Genomic DNA, 18384 nt, shown 5'->3' on the forward strand with positions numbered 1-18384 from the left:
TTATTACTTTTACTGCTGCTTTTATTACTTTTACTGCTACTATTATTATTTTTATTGTTATTTTTGGAATCTCCGTCTTTTTCTTGTGATTGTTGGTAATCAGTGTTTTCTTCATTTGCCTTTTCAATTTTTAAACCATAACTAATACTTTTAATGTGGAACATGGAGGAGCGAACAATTTCCTGACCGTTGACCAAATAAATAGACTCATTATCTAACTTCATGAGTACTCCCTCTAAGGTCTCAGGGCCTCCACGATTAATTTTAATCCATTTGTATTTCATTAAGCCAAGCAGTTCGTGGAAATTATCAGCTTTTATAAATGGGAAATCTTGAGGTACGTCAAGATCGAATTGCATCTTCTCCTTTAAATTATCTGTAAAACTTTTAATATGATTAGTATTGTAGTAAACAAGTCCATCATCTTCCGTGAGAATGGCGAGAAATTCGTCGCTTGCATCCATTAACATCCCAATTTTGGATTCTGGTCCTCCTCTATCAATCTTGATTACTCTGCCTATGAAATTTTTCATGATGTCTCTATCCATAAAAATTCTCCCCTTACATTTCCCTAATTATATTTACACTGCATGTATATGTAACACGGGAAGATGTTGTCCTAATAAAATAGCCTGTTTATATTATTCAAGAGAAAAATAGGCAAGCCTTAATTAATTTCCCTTCAGCCCTTGTCATCAAGTTCACTTGAATTCATTCTGCACAAGTTGTATTTTTCATTTTCTAAACCAGCAAGTAGTATAATATTGAAGTTACGATGAAATTTTAGAAAACATAAAGAAGAAAGGAACGTTAGATGAACACATCGTTAGAAATGCTTATTGATATATTTGAACGGGCGGCATTACTGTTGATTTGCCTGTTCTTTATGATTCGAATCCCACGATTTAAGGAATCGTTGCAAAAAGACCAGCATTCTCCCACAGAGCGTGTTGTCATTACACTTGTGTTTTGCCTATTTGCCATATTTGGTACGTATTCAGGGATAAATGTGGAAGGGTCACTGGTAAATGTCAGGATTATTGCTGTTGTTTCGGGTGGAATATTATTTGGACCCTGGGTAGGAATTATTACCGGTATTGTGTCAGGAGTCCATCGATATGTAATTGATATTGGTGGGATCACCTCAATCCCGTGCCTCATTACGAGCATTTTTGCAGGGATTGTATCGGGGTATATTAATCGAAGAGTGAAGCGGTCTTTGCGCTGGATTTTTGGAATAGCAGCCGGAATGTTGTCGGAAATTTTGACCATGGTGTTAATTCTTGTGATGGCAAATCCGTTTGAACTAGGTTTGGATATTGTTTCTAAAATCGCATTCCCGATGATTTTAGGAGAGGTTAGCATTGGTTTAATTGTTTTGCTTGTGATGAGCGTCGAAGGTGAAAAGGAAATGATTGCAGCGAGACAGGCGAAGTTAGCATTGGATATCGCGAACAAGACACTGCCTTACTTTCGGTCGATTAATTCGGATTCCCTGACGGAGATTTGTCGTATTATAAAAGATGATATCAAGGCCGACGCTGTAGCGATTACAGATACCCATAACGTGCTCACTTATGTGGGCTTTGGAGAAGAACGATATGTCATTGGGCAGGAAATCATTAGTGATTTAACCAAAGAGGCCATTCACAGTGGGAAATTTATTATTCGGAATCAAGTTCAGGATCACCATACACCGCAAATTCACTCCCTGCTCATTGTTCCTTTTGAGGAGCATGGCGAGGTGACAGGCACTCTTAAAATCTATTACCGGAAAGCCTATAAAATGACCTATTCACTGCAGACGATGGCGATCGGATTATCGCAAATCATCTCCACACTAATGGAGGTTTCCCGGATTGAACAAATAAGGGAAGCTGCGAACAAGGCGGAATTGAAGGCACTCCAAACGAAAATTAATCCGCATTTTTTGTTTAATGCCCTCAATGCAATTGCCTCCACCACACGTAAAAATCCGGACAAGGCGCGTGAGCTGATTATTAATCTTTCTGGCTATATGCGCTACAATTTAGAAGTTAGTGATGAATTGATTGATATCCATAAAGAATTGGCTCAAGTCCGAGATTACGTGGAAATAGAAAAGGCGCGTTTTGGCAGCCGTTTAACAGTGGAATATGAGGTAGATGATGTAAATGTGCACATACCGAGTCTTCTCATTCAGCCTTTAGTCGAAAATGCCATTATCCATGGAATCTTAAAGATAAAAGGACCCGGAGTGGTGACCATTTCGGTCAAGAATTTGGAAAACAAAGTAAGAATTAGTGTGAAGGATACCGGGGCCGGAATTAGCGAGGATGTCATTCATCAGTTGTTGAATGATAATGTACCGGCCAACAAAATCGGCTTGTATAATGTTCACCAGCGAGTGAAACTCATTTATGGACGTGGACTGGTCATTCACCGTCTGTCACCTGGAACTGAAGTCTTTTTTGATATAGTAAAGGAGAACCTATGAGAGCAATTATTGTAGAGGATGAAATACCTGCACGTGAAGAACTGGAGTATTTAGTTGAAGCCTATAGTGAAATTGAAGTGATACAATACTTTGATGATGGCTTAGATGTATTAAAATTTTTGCAGGAGAATGAAACAGATGTAATCTTTCTAGATATTAACATTCCTTCCCTTAATGGTATGTTGTTAGCGAGTACTATAAGTAAATTTTCAAAAAAGCCATATATTGTCTTTACCACAGCTTATAAAGAGCATGCAGCACAAGCATTTGAACTAGAAGCCTTTGACTATATTTTAAAGCCCTATGACGAGAAGCGGATTGCCACGATGTTAAGCAGGCTGGAATCTGCCTTTAAAAGAGATCATACCGAAACAACGCTTCCGGATAGAAAACTCGAATCGCATCTGAATCCTCAACTACAGCAAAGGGAAATCTCATCGAAGGCTTCTAATCGAATTAATTTGAAAAAGAACGATAAAATTATCGTGACAGATGTCAATGATATCTATTATGCAATCGCGAGAGAAAAAGTTACTTTGGTGTATACGAAAGAGGAGGAGTACACCATGCCGTTGAGCATAACGGAATTTGACGCACTATTACCAGAGAACCTTTTCTTTCGTTGTCATCGTTCTTATACGGTTAACCTGACCAAAATCCGTGAAATTGTTCCTTGGTTTAATCAAACCTACATGCTTCGTTTAAAAGATCTTTCTGAGGAAATTCCGGTGAGTAGAAGCAAGGTGAAGGAGTTTCGACAAATTATGCATCTATAACCGCCATTCATTCCGAATAATAGGCATCTCATTCTGAAACCGATTTCCATCTATTTTTCGATGCTATGATGATGATGTAGACAAAATCAATTAAACATTATCATTTTTACATGGAAGAAAAGAGGAGATCGCAATGAAATCAGGAACAGATCGTCGATGGCTGATCGTGTTAGGAACGATTATTGTACAGATGGGATTAGGTACCATTTATACGTGGAGTCTTTTTAACCAGCCGTTGGTAGAACTCTTTCATTGGAAGTTAAATTCAGTTGCTATTACGTTTTCTATTACCAGCTTCGCCTTGGCATTCTCGACATTGTTTGCCGGAAAGTTGCAGGATAAATGGGGGCTTCGCCGTTTAATTGGTGTTGCAGGCCTTGTACTAGGATCAGGATTAATCCTTAGTTCCCAAGTATCATCTTTATGGATGCTTTATATTCTAGTAGGTGTGGTCGTTGGGGCAGCAGACGGTACTGCTTATATTACTTCATTATCAAATTTAATTAAGTGGTTTCCAGAGAGAAAAGGACTTATTTCTGGAATTTCTGTTGGTGCGTACGGTACAGGAAGTTTGTTATTCAAATTCATTAACGGTTCACTGATCCAATCAGTGGGAGTATCTCAAGCCTTCTTTTACTGGGGCTTAATCGTAATGATATTAGTTGTGGGTGGTTCATTCCTTGTACGGGAAGCAAAAATGGGTCAAGCGGCACAAACCCTTAGTGCCAGCGTCCAAAAAGATTTCACTGTTAAAGAAATGCTTAAAACTAAGCAAGCGTATCTATTATTTGTTATTTTCTTCACGGCTTGTATGAGTGGGTTATTCTTAATTGGAATCGTGAAGGATATTGGTGTTAGCTTGGCAGGACTTGATATAGAAACAGCAAGTAATGCTGTGGCATTAGTTGCCATCTTTAATACAAGTGGACGCATCATTCTCGGGGCCTTATCAGATAAAGTCGGCCGTTTAAGAGTAGTATCATTTGCACTTCTTGTTACTGCAGCAGCTGTGACCGTATTAAGCTTTGTCCAACTTAATTATGCATTGTTCTTTGCCTGTGTTGCCGGGATTGCCTTCTGTTTTGGCGGGAATATTACGATCTTTCCTGCGATTGTCGCTGATTTCTTTGGTTTGAAAAATCAAAGCAAAAACTACGGCATCATTTATCAAGGTTTCGGAATTGGAGCCATATCTGCATCATTTATTGCTTCTGCCTTAGGTGGATTTATTCCTACCTTTAAGCTTATTGCCGTTCTGAGCGTTGTATCATTACTCATCGCCATGACCATTAAGGCACCGAATGTTGGAAATCCGAAAACGAAGGAAAAAAGGGATCATGGGAAGGTTCACAACCTTTCACCAGAGACACGAGCAAGTTAATAGAGCAAGTTAGAAATGAGGCAGCGAACCCCTATGGGGTCGTTGCCTTTCGTGCTATATAGGAAAAATACTTCAATTTCATTAGATAAGAAATAATCCAGTGAATGAAAAAAATTGTTTTTACAAAAAATAATAAAGCAACAGGTCATTAACTAGGAGGTATTGCCATGCCTAAAGTTGAAGTAGCTTGTTCAATCTCCAACTGCTCGTTTTATGGAGAAGGAAATGTTTGTACAGCGGAAAAAATCATGGTTGAAATAGATAACCATGCACGCTATGATACAGAATTTTCTTCTGAATTAGGTGAAAAGAATCATGTGGATACGGCAGGTACCTCAGCAGAAACCTGTTGTAAAACCTTCAAACCAAAACGAAGCAAAAATAGTTAAACGGATTCTGTTGTAAAAAAGACGGGCATAGCCTTCCCAAAAGGAAGAACCAGCCCCGTCTTTTTTTATTGATTTGTTCATTTTTTATTATTTTTACAGCACACAGGATTATTGAATAATTAATAAAATATAATAAATAAAAAGAAAAAATAGGCGGGATCACATGATGAAGAAGATGAATTATTTGTTCTCTTTATTGTTAGTTTCAATGGGTTTAGCTGCTTGTACCCCACAACAGGATGTGGTGAATGAAAAGCCACCGGTATCAGAACCAGACGGAGAAAATCCGTCAAAACCCAATGGGCCAGTTTCAGAAGAACCAGTGGAAGAAGTTTATCACAATGAAGTCTTTAAAGATGTTGTCGTTACAGAAAAAGCAAATACAATCATTGTGACAGGGAAAGCCCAAGTTTTTGAAGGGGTCTTTCAATATGCTCTTTATGATGGAGAAAAAGTCGTTAAAGAAGGGAACTACCAGACAGAGGGTGCACCAGCTTGGGGGGGATTTGAAATCACATTTGCCAAGGAGTTAGTATCTACAGATACCAGCAAATTAGAATTATTTGTATATTCCGCAAAAGATGGCTCAAAAATAAATACGTTAGAAATTCCAATAGCCTTAGACAACTGAGGCTGCATTTTCTAAGATTAACGCTTTCTTGCACTAAGCGTCATTTTATCCATACTAGCAGCGACTGTAATCCCAATAGCATATCGAATCAAATCCACTGTAAGAAAACCTTTTCCAAGTATTAATGCTCCAAGTACTGTACCCCGAAGCTGATTGATCCATTCAGCTTGATAGAGCTGACTGAATTCAATGCTATAACTGAATAAAAAACTAAGGGAGATTGCTATTAGGAGGCTCTTTCGCACCAACAAGAAACGGAATGCAAAATAAACCATCATCGCCCACAGGGCATCCCCGGCATTCTCCGCAATAAGTAACGGGAGAAGGTGAGAGAATTTTCTCGAGGCCAGGCCAAAGATGATGGTAAGAATAACAGCGAACACATAACGAGTCCTCATGTTATGTGGTGTAATTGATTCCTTTTTTGGATGGTGGGTAGTCATTCATATCACTCTTTTCTCCTCATACCTATAAGTTTGAATATACTTGTATTTTTCGATTGAAGCAATGAAAAAAAGAATAGAGATCTTTTTAGAAAATAGAACTATGTTATTGCTGGGGAGGTGACAATAATCACTTCCTTGGCTTTTTTTAATCTTATTAATTAAAAAAAAGAAGGAATGACAACCTATCGTCAAGAATAGGAATAGGTGAAGATGAACAGGGGTGAAATGAATGCTAACACGTGAAGATATATTGAAAATAAAAGAACTTCAGGGGGTTTGTGAAAAAGAGGGTGGATTTAACCTGAAGCTAAATTTTGATATGCTTGAAAATCGGATTGGAAAACAAAAAGAAGACTTATTCCATTATGAAGGTGGCAAGCTTGTCGGTTTTCTGGGCATCTATGGTTTTGGTGATAAAGTAGAACTTTGTGGAATGGTACACCCCGATTACCGAAGAAAAGGAATCTTTTCTGAGTTGATGGAAAGGGGCCTACTAGAGTCGAAAAAACGATATACTACGATTTTGTTAAATGCTCCTACAGAATCTCAATCAGCCAAGCAGTTTTTGAAAAACGTTCCTTGTGCTTTTTCAGTTGCTGAGTATCAAATGAAATGGCAGGAAACTCAATTGTCTGAGGATCCGACTGTTACATTGCGCCCGTCTATTTCTTCAGAAGATTGGGAAGCCGAAATCCAACTCGAAGTTTTGGGGTTCGGTATCAATGAAGATGCTGCACGAGAGTTTAACCAATCGATTAGGGAGACCAGCAGTGACGAACGTTTCATTATTGAAGCAGAAGGAAAAATTGCTGGAAAAATGCGCGTTTCCGAATCGAATGGTGAAGCCTGGATCTATGGTTTTGCCGTTTTTCCTGAACTCCAGGGAAAAGGGATTGGAAGAAAAGCCTTAACGAATGTAGTAATCAGGGAGCACCAAAAAGGATTACCTATTTTTCTCGAGGTAGAGGCCAAAAATGCCAATGCCCTAAGACTCTACGAATCATGTGGATTTAGAAGCTACCATTCTCAAGATTACTATCTATATGAAAAGTAATTTCAAGTAAAGCATATTGGAATTTAAAGAAAGATGCTTTGTAATGCATCTTTTTTTATATAATTATAGATTGTTGTTTTTTCAAGTTCGCTCATAGAAGCATATAATTCGCTCATAAAGCTCATAAATTATAATTAAGAAGAGGATGATCTCATTGAATAGAAGAACTTTACTGGTATCTTCATTACCAGGTTTTAATGAAGAAATTGGCCGTTGGCTATGGTGTCTAGAGGATGTTCGCCGTACTCTTTTAACGGAATTAACTGGTATTACCCAAACGATACTCGATACCAAAATAGATGAAAGACAAACGATTGGCTCGTTGTTGTATCACATAGCCTTGATTGAAGCAGATTGGTTATATGAAGAGGTACTTGTTACCGAATGGGATCCCGATATACGCTCAATGTTTCCGATCGAACACAGGTCCGAAGATGGCTCTTTAGCTCACGTGGAGGGACAAAGTTTAGACGAACATTTTTACCGCCTAAATAAAGTTCGTGAAGTATTTCTTTCCCATTTTCGTTCGATGGACCTAACAGATTGGCGTAAACCTAGAGTACTAGAACCATATGATGTCACACCTGAATGGGTTGTCTATCATTTGATTGAACATGAATCCCATCATCGAGGACAGATTTTCCAGATGCTTAGAAAATTTCGGAAGGATTTATAAATTTGTTACAATAAATTTACATAGAATTTTTAAAGGGTTTCATCCATTTTTGCCTAATTCTATACGTAAGAAATATTAAAGGGAGGAAGTGGAGAGAATGAAACGACAAAAGACCTTTTTTATTTTTAAAGATTTGATATTTGAAGTCAAAAAGCCCGAAATAACACTAAAACAAATCAGAGTTTCAGAGATTAAATTTGAAAATGAGGAATATAAAGCACTTCGCAAAAAATTCGATGAAGATCTTTTTACTATAGAAAAAAAACCTGAGGGTTGGTTTATTACGGAGAAAGAGTAAGCCCTTCTGGTTTGAGGTGTTTTTTTTGCAAGGGATATAACAATTACTTTAAACACGATTAAGTGTAAACAAAAAAAGGGTCAGTCTCTCATTACTTTGAGGGACTAACCCTTTTTTGGTATCTTCGAAAATGGTTAAGAGTTATACTTTTCCGAAAAAACGGAAAATTCCTGTTTTTCGGAAAAGGTACATAGATCTAATTCCGAAAATGCGGAAAATTTATATTATCTTTAACCAAGAAAAATAAATAAATGTTGGGTACTTAAGGATTTCTGCCCTTTTTCATTAATTCTGAATAATAAAATATATTTGGCATAAAACTTGCAATCTAATAAATGAATGCGCTTTCGCTATAGGGATCAGCATGTTTCGGAGGCACGAATCTATAAAAAAGGAGAAAAGATAATGAAGAATGGAAAAATAATTGATTCGTTTGAAAAAGCCATCGAGGATATCCATGACGGGGCCACGATCATTGTCGGAGGATTTGGTCTTTGCGGGATACCTGAAAAGGCGATTCTGGCTTTAAGAGATAAAGGAGTTAAAGACTTAACAATTGTCAGTAATAATTGTGGTGTCGACGATTGGGGACTTGGAATATTGCTTGCGAATAAACAAATTAAGAAAATGATTTCCTCCTATGTTGGGGAGAACAAGATTTTTGAACGACAATTTTTAAGCGGGGAATTAGAAGTGGAACTCGTGCCACAAGGTACACTAGCTGAACGAATCCGTGCAGGCGGCGCCGGCATACCTGGATTTTATACTGCTACAGGAGTTGGAACACCGATCGCCGAAGGAAAGGAACACAAAGATTTTGACGGAAAAACCTATATCCTTGAAAAAGCCATTGTAGGCGATTTTTCCTTAGTAAAGGCTTGGAGAGCGGATTCATTAGGGAATTTAGTTTACGACAAAACAGCCAGGAATTTTAACCCATTGGCAGCAATGGCTGGAAAAATAACGATTGCAGAAGTAGAAGAAATTGTCGGAGCAGGGGAATTAAATCCTGACCACATTCATACACCAAGTGTGTATGTTCAACGACTTTTAGCAGGGGAAGGTTATGAAAAGAGAATTGAGAGACGGACGGTTATTCAAGCATAAGGAGGAGAATTTTCAATGGATGTACGTCAAAGAATTATCAAGCGGGCAGTGCAGGAAATACAAGATGGGATGAATGTCAATTTGGGTATTGGAATACCGACACTTTTAGCAAATGAAATACCTGCTGAATACAGTGTTTTGCTTCAATCAGAAAATGGACTTTTGGGGATCGGGCCTTATCCGAATGAGGAAGATGTGGATCCTGATTTAATCAACGCAGGGAAAGAAACAGTTACAGCAGTGAAAGGCGCCTCTTATTTTGATAGTGCCGAGTCCTTTGCCATGATCCGCGGCGGCCATATTGATTTAGCCATTCTTGGCGGTATGGAGGTTTCAGAAAACGGAGATCTTGCCAACTGGATGATTCCGGGGAAAATGGTAAAGGGCATGGGCGGAGCCATGGACCTTGTAAATGGAGCAAAGCGCATTGTTGTGATTATGGAACATGTTAATAAGTATGGTGAGTCTAAAATTAAAGAAGAATGCACACTTCCGCTAACCGGGAAAAGGGTTGTCCATCGCTTAATTACTGATTTAGCTGTATTTGATTTTACGCCTGATGGAATGGTATTAGTAGAAACACAAGAAGGGGTTACCCTTGAGGAAGTTAAGGAAAAAACAGAAGCTTCTTTTACAATTAGTCCGGAATTGCTCGTTAACTCTGTATCTGTGTAAAAACAAAAATAATTATGAGTATTAAGAATCGGAGGGGATTTTTTGGTGAAAGGTAAACTCTTAGCGATAGCTGCTGCCTCTGCTTTAATGTTTCCGTTTATTCCTCAGACCTACTTGCAAAAAAGTGTTTCCGCATCCTATTCTCCAGAAGTACCGGGGGCACAAGAAGTTACGGTGAGCAAGTTTGATGGAACAAACGGAAACTGGTTAACAACAAAAAATCCGTCTCAATATACAGCAGCCACTGTCTTTGGGAATATAGGACTGGCCCCTTATAATTGGGGGAATAAGGATGAAGGAACGGGTTGGTATAACATGTACAACCCTGCGTCAGTAAGCGGCGTTCAAGTCAACGGTATGTTCGACGATGCCAAATTTGTCATCCGTGTACCAGATAACTGGAATGGAAAATTAGTTGTAGGGGGAATACCCGCAACTCGAAATGAAACGGCGACCGATTTACTGTTTAGTGATTATGTTTTAGCAAAAGGTTATGCGTTTGCGGCAACGGATAAAGGGACACAAGGTGAAACTGACCCTGCCGATCCATTCGCAAAAGCAAAGAACGCCTTAGTTGAAGAGGATGACAGTATCTCTGAATGGAATCAGCGCTTTCGACAATTGACGATAGCTGCACAAAAATACTTAACTGAAAATTATCGTGATCAGCTGATTAAAGAGAGTGATCGGAAAAATCCAGCCAGCAAGTTGATTACAAAAAAACATAAAGTTCCAACCTATGCGATGGGAATTTCAAATGGCGGTTATGTCGTCCGTTATGCCCTTGAACATGACGGTCCAGAGAAGACAGGGGAACCAGCATTATATGATGGCGGCGTGGATTGGGAAGGCGTGTTATGGAGAGCGAATGAACCGAATTTAATTAGTTCGTTAACCCCAGTCGTCAATCATGCTGAGAAAGCCCTTTACGGTGCTGGTGAAGAAAAGCAAACGGCAATGGAAAAAATGTATAAAGCTGGTTTACCTAAAGGATCTGAAAAACTTTGGGGTTATCATGACCAAGTCTACTGGTTCCTTACATTAAATATTTATCGGGATGAACTTGATCCAACAGCTCCGAACCAAATCGATTGGGGAAACTATTTGAACTATAAGGATGGTCTTCGTGATCGTACATACGATTCCATCTTTAAAGATTACAATTATATGCAACGCCCGAAAGAAGTCAAACAAAATGTAAAAGCGATTGAGAATACGGGCGATATTGATGTGCCGTTGATCAGTATAACTGGTTCCTGGGACTCGTTAATTTTTCCGTCCATCCATGCGGATGCTTACGACAAGCTAGTAAACAAAGCCGGAAAAGGCAAATTACACCGACTTTATACCATTGAAAAAGGAAACCATGTCGACAGCTTGGTCTGGAACAATTCAACGGATCCGAATAAAGAATTGCAGCCATTGCTTCCGTATGCCCATCAAGCTTTTGATTTACTCGTGGACTGGGTGGAACATCATAAAAAAGCACCTAAAAGTAAAGTCCTTACTTCCCCTCAGGATCATACAAAAGTGGTAGATATTAAGACTGGTAAAGAAGTGAATCCGAAGTAAAAAGAACTACTTTCAAATCAGCCGAGAATAATCTCCACGCTATTCTGCAAACTATGAATGCAGAAATAGAGTGAAGGGATATCAAACATGAGAAAACAATTGGTGATTGTATGTAGTTTGGTTTTTATCATCCTATTAAATAGTATTCCTGCTCATGCCACTGAGAATAAGCCAAGAAATATATATGTTGTAAAACAAGGCGATTCGTTGCCGCGAATTGCTGTTCAATTTGGAACTTCCGTTTATGACTTAAAAGTGACCAATGGATTGCAGTCGAATACAGTCTTGGCTGGCCAAAAATTGTGGATACCAATCACGTATGAAGTGGTTGCTGGGGATACACTGAGAGGCATAGCGTCTGTCTTCCATTCTTCCGTCAATCTTATTAAAGCCAAAAATCGACTTTCTACTGAACGACTGTTTATTGGGCAAGTATTAAAAATTCCACCAAAAAACATGACGATGCAAGGGCAGCATATCTTGATGACAAGGGAAGAATTTAGGGATTGGTTATTTCATACTCAGATAAAGAGGAAAGTGACGCTCATCCAACAGCATCACACCTGGTCACCGTCTTACAAGAAATTTAATGGATCCAATCATTTTCGAATGTTGATGGGAATGGAAAATTTCCATAAGCGAAAAATGCGCTGGAGTAATATCGCTCAAAATATTACCACCTTTCCGGATGGGAAAATAGCCGTTTCTAGACCCTTTAACATGGCCCCCGAAGGTACCATTGGGCCAAGGGCGAACGCCACAGGGATCGCTATTGAAAATGTTGGCAACTTCGATAAAGGTCATGATGTTATGACTAGCGAACAGAAGGAAACGATTGTGTATATTACCGCCGTGCTTTCGATTAAATTCGGGCTAACGCCATCCCTAGACAGTATTACCTATCATCATTGGTGGAATCTACGAACGAAGGAACGAGTGCTGGATAGTGGGCCAGATTATAATGTAAAAACCTGCCCAGGAACTGGATTTTTCGGCGGGAATTCAACTACCAGTGCTATTAATAACTTTTATCCGCTCGTTTCACGGAAGATGCAAGAAATTTTAGCTTCTAGGAGGCATTAAACGTGGCTTCCAGGTCCTCATGAACACTTCATGAGGACCAATTTTTTTTGCTTTGAGTTTTTGTCCTCATGAGGATAATTTATTTGCCGCTCAAAGAGGTGATTAAACCTTATTAAAATGAAAGATGAGTTTTATGAGTGTTTGTAAAAAGTCGTAAACAAACTAGTTAACATCCTCATTTTTTCTTAAATATCCCCTAAACACGAACAATAATATATTTTTTTATCTAAACATTCACCTTTTAGTTGTATTTCTATTAGATATTTGTTATATTAAAAAAGTAATAATCGTAAATAACATTACTCGTATATACTCGGAAATATGGTCTGAGTGTCTCTACCTGGTTCCCAATGAAAGAACTAGACTACGAGTTAAAGTATCTGGCTATTATTCGGCGATTTTTGCCGCAGCCATTAGATAATTTAGCAATTTTGCTTAATTATCCATACTTTGACTTCCGTAGGTCTAGAAGGGTAGAAATCATTCTACATTTCTAGACCTTTTTCATTGGACAAGACAATCGAGTGTATCAAACATCAAAAGAAATGGGAGAGGTTTTTATGAAAAACAAAATGTTAAAGAAATCCGCACCATTAGCAGTTATTGTTGTACTATTCTTATCGTTGCTTGCATTCCGGAATTCTACTTTACTAGTAGAAGAAAAAGTAGAAGGCGCTGCGAGACCAATTCTCATTCAAGGTCCAATGCCTATTGAAGCCGAAAAATTTGCACAAAGATTAGAAAAAGTGAAAGTGGAAAAGTCAGGGACTTTTGTATTTTACAAAGGAAAGTTGAACAATTATCCTGTCATCGTGGCAAAAACAGGTAAGGGAATGGAAAATACAGCGGCTGCGACAGCATTAGCGATTGAAAAATATAATCCTATTGCGATTATCAATCAAGGGACTTCAGGCGGACATGACCCAAGTTTGAACGTATTTGATATTGTTTTAGGAAAGAGAACGACAAACATTGGATCCTTAAAAACAGGAAACATCGAAGAAAACCAAGGTATGGATCCAACGATTTGGAAACCTATGGACTTAATGGCCTCGGAAGGAAGCGGGTCAGATCCGAATGCTGAAAAAGTCCGTTACTACGAGGGTGATGCGGGCCTTCTTGCAGCAGCTAATGCCGTAAAAAATAAGTACACCCAGGGTAAAGTCGTTGAAGGGACAATCGGTTCAGCAGACGTTTGGAACAATGAAGTTGATCGTATTAAATGGTTCCATACAAATTATGAAACATCTGTAGAGGAAATGGAAGGTGCTGCCGCAGCACAAATAGCCGATGCTTATGATGTCGCATTCTTGGGTATTCGTGTTCTTTCTAACAATAAAACAAATGGCGGCACATACAACCCAAATACAGCTTCGGCCAATCAAGACTATGTTTATGAAGTGGTTAAAAAGTATATTGCAACAGTGCAGAGTAAATAATTTAGAAAATAGGTGTCACTATCGTAGAGCTGTTTCCACAGCTCTATTTTTTTTTAAGTTATTACTATTACCAATGAGATTTTTGGGTAGAAAATGGAAGGAACATCCATTTTGGTACAGAGAGTTCTTTTCAGTAAGAGGTATGTTCAATGAGCCACGCTTATAAAGCCTAAATGAGCTAATAGATAAATGAATAGGTCAATAACGACGGTTTATAAAGTCCCTCATAAAACATGGGTTCACATCGTGATAACAACTTTCCCCTGTGCGTGTCCTTCTTGAAAATACCGGAATGCTTCGGGGACTTCGCTCAATTTGTAACTTCGATCAATCACAGGTTTTACTTTACCGGACTCAATAAGTTCTTTTATATAAATCAAATCATCCTGTTTAGGCCGTTGTAAAAAGGTGCCCATTTTCTTTTTACTGGTCATAGATATCCAAGGCCCGAGGACCATCGCTTGGAACATTTGTGCCTCGGAACCTCCGACGTGAACAAAGATACCATGAGGAGTTAAAACTCGTTTATAAGCTGAAATTGGTTTATGACCGTTAACACCAAGAATCAGGTCATACTTTGCTTGATTTTGGGCAAAATCTTCTTGGGTATAGTCAATCGTATGATCGGCTCCAAGTGACTGCAAAATGTCTAAATTTCTTGTACTACATACTCCTGTTACTTCGGCCCCAAAGGATTTGGCCAACTGGACGGCGAAGGTGCCGACACCACCTGACGCTCCATTAATTAACACCCTTTGTCCTGACTGGATCTTGCCTTTATCCCGTAGACCTTGCAGGGCTGTGACTCCTGCCATCGGTACTGAGGCTGCTTCCTCATAAGTCAGATTGGCCGGCTTTAAGGCGAGTGCATTTTCGGGAACAGATACATATTCGGCAAACCCACCCCAGCCAAAACCTGATAGGTCTCCGAACACATCATCACCTGGTTGAAACTGCGTGACATCTTTTCCAACCGCTTCTACCCGGCCGGCAATGTCACCCCCGGGTATGGGATATTTGGGTTTACGGAGGCCGAAAGCGAAGCGAGCTAGGAATGGCTCACCTTTTAATAGGACCAAGTTACCAAAATTCATCGATGATGCATGTATTTTTACCAGGACTTGATGAGCCTTTGGGATCGGTTTTTCCACTTCCATTAATTCAAGGGTATCAGGTGGTCCATATTTACTTGATACAATAGCTTTCATTTAGAAACCTCCTAGGATTTGGTCATGTAAAAATCGCTAATGATCCTCAAATTATTGATATTCCAGACCATCGCCAATTTAATACATAAATTTCCCAAAATGTTTGCCAAAGTAGTTGTATGTATTTCTATTTTTGTGTCAGCACAGTATAATCAGGGATGGGAGTTGAGAATGATGAATAAAAACGACGTCGCTACTATTCGAAAGCAATTTAAATTAAATAATGATCTCCTGGCCATTCGTGAAATCTACAATGTTTATGTTCAGAAAGAATCAGGTGAGATTTATCATCATGTTTGTCAGCCGTTTCAAATGTTAGAACTGGAAACACAAGAGTTGTTTTTAGGGAATTTTAAAAAGGTTTTGACCGGCCAACTAGATTCCAAACTGTTCGAACTAAAATTTCAGCGTGATACAGAAGACAGTACTCAAACGATCCTCTTTGATGGTTTACAGACAGACACCACAGAAGACTGGTTAGAATATATGTTTGCTATGGTTGGAAAAATGTATGCTCATACGGTGTATGAATTTGATACGGTCGTGACGTTTATCCGCGGGGAATATCGTAAACCGACGAGGAAGCGCGATCCTGAATCGGAAGAGGGCGGAGATGACGCAGTCTATTCCAACCAATTTATTCTTTGCAGTCTTAATAAAACAGATCAGCCGAAAAAAGCTCTGCTGTTTGATTATGTTGAGAAAGAATTTAAATCGAATACCGTCTTCGATCCAATTATTAATTTGCAGTCACCATTGTCTGGCTTTCTGTTCCCTGCTTTTAGTGACAATTCTTCAGACGTGAACCATATTCTTTATTGTGCGGGGAAAGCTAATCAACCGGATTTTACGTTTATTGAACAGGTCCTTAATTGTGAAGAAATCATCACGGCTGACGAAGATAAAGATGGTTTTGAATTAATATTAAAAAAAGTAATTGGAGATCAAGTGGATTCCAAAATTATTTCCAATGTTTATGAGGAAATTGATAAAGTTATCCAAGAGAATGAAGAAAACGAAGAAAGTGAAGCCCCAATGTTGGATTATAAGGACATTGGACGCATCTTAGAAGTAAGCGGGGTCGAAAACGTAGATACTGCCAAAGTGGAACATGCCTTTAAAGATGTGCTAGCTGACGAAACCCATGAGTTCAAAGCCAGCAATTTAATTCCTAAAAAGATAAAAATCGATACAAATGTAGCAAATTTATCTATCGATCCGAAAGACCTTAAAAACATAAAATATATTATGTACCAAGGAAAACGATGCTTACTGTTGGAAATTGATGAAGATGTAATCGTGGAAGGTTTTCGACTAGAAACGGAAACATTCTAGCTTTTTAATGATAGGTTGTTAAAGCTTTTACCATTTGAATTAAAAAAGAGCGGTCAAAAACAACTGATTTTCAATTGTTTTTGACCGCTCTTTTATGTTTACAATATACCTGGAGTAACTAATTAATAAATACATTATTACATGAAAAGTTTCAATATCATCATGACCAATCCAGCTATCAATGCTGAGATAGGCAATGTAATCACCCACGTTGTAACAATTCGTATCGCTACTCCCCAGTTCACACCTTTAAACCGCTTCGACGATCCGACACCTAATATGGCAGATGAAGACACATGAGTCGTTGATACGGGTAGTCCGAACATGGTTGCTCCTTGTAAAACGGCAAATGAGGTCAAATCTGCAGCAAATCCATTGATCGGTTTTACTTTGAAGATTTTTTTAGCAACGGTTTTAATAATCCGCATTCCACCAATCATGGTTCCTAGACCAATCGTACCGGCACATAGGACTTGTACCCAAAATGGAACATCTAATGTCGATTGGAAACCGCCTGCAACCAAGGCAAAGACAATAATTCCCATCGTTTTTTGACCATCATTTCCTCCATGAGAAAATGCGGCTAACCCAGAGGCAATGATTTGGAATCCCCGAAAACCTTTCGTTGCCCGATATGGATTTGCATTCTTAAAGATAATCGCTAATATTTTCATAATGATAAATCCTACACCAAATGCTAAAAAGGGCGAAATGACTAGAGCTTTAATAATATCGGTGAATCCTTCCCAGTTAATAGAATCAAAGCCGGATCCAAATATAACCGCACCTGCCACTGAACCGATTAAGGTATGGGAAGATGACGAAGGAATCCCATAGTACCAGGTTAAAAGGTTCCAAAAAATCGCGGCAATCAGTGCAGCAATGACGATTAACAATCCATTATCTATTTGAAAAGGATCGGCAATTTTTCCGCCTATTGATTTCGCAACAGCTTGTGAAGTTAAAGCACCGACAAAGTTTAAGGCGCCTGCATAGAAAACGGCAAATCGCGGTGATAAGGCCTTTGTAGAAACTGACATCGCAATTGCGTTAGCGGTATCATGGAAACCATTTATGAATTCGAAGATTAACGCAAGTATAAGGATGATAACGATAATCGTCATTTGTACCTCCAAAATGTACTGACTTGAAGTAATCTAAGTTTTATCAGGAAAGTGATTAAGCATTTTTCATGATAATACTTTCCAATGTATTTGCGACAACTTGACAGAAGTCTGCAATGTTTTCAAGTTCTTCATAGATTTCTTTATATTGAATAATACGAATAGGGTCTTTTTCGTTCGCAAACAGGTTTGTAATGGATTCACGCAGAATTGCATCACATTTTGATTCCAAGTCTTTAATTTTTATCGCATGCTCTCTCATGTTTAGTAATTTCTTTGATGCCAGCATTTCAACAGCTGTTTCAATTTCAGCTGTACAGCTTCTGATGGCTTCAACAAACCTAAGCATATAATCATCAGCATTAATAATTGAATACATTTCAAACAAGGCAGCAGTATGTTCTAATCCATCTAAAACATCATCCATGCTCATCGTCAGTGTTAAAATATCTTCACGTTCAATATAGGTGATGAAGGCATTATGTAAATCTTTGGTCACATCATGAACTAAAGAATCCCCCTTGTTCTCATATTCCTTCATTTTTTCAGAGAAGATTTTAAGGTCGCTCACATTTTTAAGTTTATAATCCGCGAAGTAATTTGCACTTTCTTTTAAATTCGTAGCTATATTCCCTAGATAATCGGCAAACTTGTCTTTTTTTCTTGCCATAGTATGACCTCCACAATTTTAAATAATCTAAACTTAATATTTCC

The 18384-nt window shown here is 38.6% G+C and carries 19 protein-coding genes and 1 riboswitch; of the genes, 14 read left to right on the forward strand and 5 right to left on the reverse strand.

What is annotated here, in order from left to right; genetic code table 11:
• Window positions 1-548 (reverse strand): hypothetical protein (locus tag BR30_RS37475; protein WP_051633761.1); only part of this gene is annotated, 548 nt, incomplete at its 3' end.
• 266 nt (window positions 549-814) lie between these two features.
• On the opposite strand from BR30_RS37475, the gene BR30_RS0123725 reads away from it, so the two are divergent.
• The 5 genes from BR30_RS0123725 (at window position 815) to BR30_RS34430 (ending at window position 5653) form a co-directional block, all read left to right on the forward strand.
• A complete protein-coding gene (locus BR30_RS0123725; protein WP_026567167.1) occupies window positions 815-2476 on the forward strand; it encodes a sensor histidine kinase in 1662 nt (553 codons plus the stop codon).
• Window positions 2473-3252: a LytR/AlgR family response regulator transcription factor gene (locus BR30_RS0123730; protein ID WP_026567168.1), complete on the forward strand. Its 780-nt coding sequence runs from the start codon at window positions 2473-2475 to the stop codon at window positions 3250-3252. The genes BR30_RS0123725 and BR30_RS0123730 overlap by 4 nt, the downstream gene beginning before the upstream one ends.
• Before the next feature lie 133 nt (window positions 3253-3385).
• Window positions 3386-4633 (forward strand): L-lactate MFS transporter, encoded by a 1248-nt coding sequence (locus BR30_RS0123735; protein ID WP_026567169.1) that lies wholly within the window; start codon window positions 3386-3388, stop codon window positions 4631-4633.
• A 167-nt stretch (window positions 4634-4800) separates the two neighbouring features.
• Window positions 4801-5022, forward strand: a complete 222-nt coding sequence (locus BR30_RS0123740; RefSeq protein WP_026567170.1) for a DUF1540 domain-containing protein — start codon at window positions 4801-4803, stop codon at window positions 5020-5022.
• Between the two features lie 166 nt (window positions 5023-5188).
• Entirely contained in the window at window positions 5189-5653 is a 465-nt protein-coding gene (locus tag BR30_RS34430; protein ID WP_051633762.1) for a Gmad2 immunoglobulin-like domain-containing protein, read from the forward strand.
• 17 nt (window positions 5654-5670) lie between these two features.
• Here the strand turns inward: BR30_RS34430 and BR30_RS0123750 are convergent, their stop codons facing one another.
• Window positions 5671-6096, reverse strand: coding sequence for a ribosomal maturation YjgA family protein (locus BR30_RS0123750; protein WP_035446086.1), 426 nt, complete (start codon window positions 6094-6096; stop codon window positions 5671-5673).
• A gap of 232 nt (window positions 6097-6328) precedes the next feature.
• Between BR30_RS0123750 and BR30_RS0123755 the strand changes: the two genes are divergently transcribed.
• The 8 genes from BR30_RS0123755 to BR30_RS0123790 all read left to right on the forward strand — a co-directional run bounded on the left by BR30_RS0123755 (window position 6329) and on the right by BR30_RS0123790 (window position 14003).
• A complete protein-coding gene (locus BR30_RS0123755) occupies window positions 6329-7153 on the forward strand; it encodes a GNAT family N-acetyltransferase (RefSeq protein ID WP_026567172.1) in 825 nt (274 codons plus the stop codon).
• A gap of 154 nt (window positions 7154-7307) precedes the next feature.
• Window positions 7308-7829 (forward strand): DinB family protein, encoded by a 522-nt coding sequence (locus BR30_RS0123760; RefSeq protein ID WP_026567173.1) that lies wholly within the window; start codon window positions 7308-7310, stop codon window positions 7827-7829.
• Window positions 7830-7926: 97 nt separating this feature from the next.
• The gene (locus BR30_RS0123765; RefSeq protein ID WP_026567174.1) at window positions 7927-8127 is read left to right on the forward strand and encodes a hypothetical protein; all 201 of its coding nucleotides are present in this window, start codon (window positions 7927-7929) and stop codon (window positions 8125-8127) included.
• 405 nt (window positions 8128-8532) lie between these two features.
• The gene (locus BR30_RS0123770; RefSeq protein WP_026567175.1) at window positions 8533-9234 is read left to right on the forward strand and encodes a CoA transferase subunit A; all 702 of its coding nucleotides are present in this window, start codon (window positions 8533-8535) and stop codon (window positions 9232-9234) included.
• A gap of 15 nt (window positions 9235-9249) precedes the next feature.
• On the forward strand, window positions 9250-9909 hold the full coding sequence (locus BR30_RS0123775; RefSeq protein ID WP_026567176.1) for a CoA transferase subunit B: 660 nt from the start codon (window positions 9250-9252) through the stop codon (window positions 9907-9909).
• Window positions 9910-9954: 45 nt separating this feature from the next.
• Window positions 9955-11481: a tannase/feruloyl esterase family alpha/beta hydrolase gene (locus BR30_RS0123780; RefSeq protein ID WP_026567177.1), complete on the forward strand. Its 1527-nt coding sequence runs from the start codon at window positions 9955-9957 to the stop codon at window positions 11479-11481.
• A gap of 87 nt (window positions 11482-11568) precedes the next feature.
• Window positions 11569-12564: a peptidoglycan recognition protein family protein gene (locus BR30_RS34435; protein ID WP_026567178.1), complete on the forward strand. Its 996-nt coding sequence runs from the start codon at window positions 11569-11571 to the stop codon at window positions 12562-12564.
• 283 nt (window positions 12565-12847) lie between these two features.
• A riboswitch (purine riboswitch) is annotated at window positions 12848-12951 on the forward strand.
• 173 nt (window positions 12952-13124) lie between these two features.
• Complete coding sequence (locus BR30_RS0123790; RefSeq protein ID WP_026567179.1) at window positions 13125-14003, forward strand: 5'-methylthioadenosine/S-adenosylhomocysteine nucleosidase; 879 nt, start codon at window positions 13125-13127, stop codon at window positions 14001-14003.
• A 239-nt stretch (window positions 14004-14242) separates the two neighbouring features.
• Here BR30_RS0123790 and BR30_RS0123795 read toward each other — a convergent pair whose 3' ends face one another.
• Window positions 14243-15211 (reverse strand): NAD(P)-dependent alcohol dehydrogenase, encoded by a 969-nt coding sequence (locus BR30_RS0123795; protein WP_026567180.1) that lies wholly within the window; start codon window positions 15209-15211, stop codon window positions 14243-14245.
• 174 nt (window positions 15212-15385) lie between these two features.
• On the opposite strand from BR30_RS0123795, the gene BR30_RS0123800 reads away from it, so the two are divergent.
• The gene (locus tag BR30_RS0123800; RefSeq protein ID WP_026567181.1) at window positions 15386-16546 is read left to right on the forward strand and encodes a DUF4317 domain-containing protein; all 1161 of its coding nucleotides are present in this window, start codon (window positions 15386-15388) and stop codon (window positions 16544-16546) included.
• A 137-nt stretch (window positions 16547-16683) separates the two neighbouring features.
• Here BR30_RS0123800 and BR30_RS0123805 read toward each other — a convergent pair whose 3' ends face one another.
• A complete protein-coding gene (locus BR30_RS0123805) occupies window positions 16684-17670 on the reverse strand; it encodes an inorganic phosphate transporter (protein WP_035446088.1) in 987 nt (328 codons plus the stop codon).
• 55 nt (window positions 17671-17725) lie between these two features.
• Window positions 17726-18340 carry a DUF47 domain-containing protein gene (locus BR30_RS0123810; protein WP_026567183.1) on the reverse strand — a complete coding sequence of 205 codons (615 nt, stop codon included), beginning with the start codon at window positions 18338-18340 and terminating at the stop codon, window positions 17726-17728.
• Window positions 18341-18384 lie beyond the last annotated feature (44 nt).

It is taken from the genome of Bacillus sp. UNC41MFS5 (assembly GCF_000686805.1).

Bases quoted from the DNA above. Each gene is read 5' to 3' on its own strand.
- BR30_RS34435 (WP_026567178.1), top strand. From the start codon at position 11,569: ATGAGAAAACAATTGGTGATTGTATGTAGTTTGGTTTTTATCATCCTA.
- BR30_RS0123795 (WP_026567180.1), bottom strand. From the start codon at position 15,211: ATGAAAGCTATTGTATCAAGTAAATATGGACCACCTGATACCCTTGAA.
- BR30_RS0123740 (WP_026567170.1), top strand. From the start codon at position 4,801: ATGCCTAAAGTTGAAGTAGCTTGTTCAATCTCCAACTGCTCGTTTTAT.
- BR30_RS0123800 (WP_026567181.1), top strand. From the start codon at position 15,386: ATGAATAAAAACGACGTCGCTACTATTCGAAAGCAATTTAAATTAAAT.
- BR30_RS0123805 (WP_035446088.1), bottom strand. From the start codon at position 17,670: ATGACGATTATCGTTATCATCCTTATACTTGCGTTAATCTTCGAATTC.
- BR30_RS0123770 (WP_026567175.1), top strand. From the start codon at position 8,533: ATGAAGAATGGAAAAATAATTGATTCGTTTGAAAAAGCCATCGAGGAT.
- BR30_RS0123735 (WP_026567169.1), top strand. From the start codon at position 3,386: ATGAAATCAGGAACAGATCGTCGATGGCTGATCGTGTTAGGAACGATT.
- BR30_RS0123755 (WP_026567172.1), top strand. From the start codon at position 6,329: ATGCTAACACGTGAAGATATATTGAAAATAAAAGAACTTCAGGGGGTT.
- BR30_RS0123810 (WP_026567183.1), bottom strand. From the start codon at position 18,340: ATGGCAAGAAAAAAAGACAAGTTTGCCGATTATCTAGGGAATATAGCT.
- BR30_RS34430 (WP_051633762.1), top strand. From the start codon at position 5,189: ATGAAGAAGATGAATTATTTGTTCTCTTTATTGTTAGTTTCAATGGGT.
- BR30_RS0123725 (WP_026567167.1), top strand. From the start codon at position 815: ATGAACACATCGTTAGAAATGCTTATTGATATATTTGAACGGGCGGCA.
- BR30_RS0123765 (WP_026567174.1), top strand. From the start codon at position 7,927: ATGAAACGACAAAAGACCTTTTTTATTTTTAAAGATTTGATATTTGAA.
- BR30_RS0123730 (WP_026567168.1), top strand. From the start codon at position 2,473: ATGAGAGCAATTATTGTAGAGGATGAAATACCTGCACGTGAAGAACTG.
- BR30_RS0123750 (WP_035446086.1), bottom strand. From the start codon at position 6,096: ATGACTACCCACCATCCAAAAAAGGAATCAATTACACCACATAACATG.
- BR30_RS0123790 (WP_026567179.1), top strand. From the start codon at position 13,125: ATGAAAAACAAAATGTTAAAGAAATCCGCACCATTAGCAGTTATTGTT.
- BR30_RS0123775 (WP_026567176.1), top strand. From the start codon at position 9,250: ATGGATGTACGTCAAAGAATTATCAAGCGGGCAGTGCAGGAAATACAA.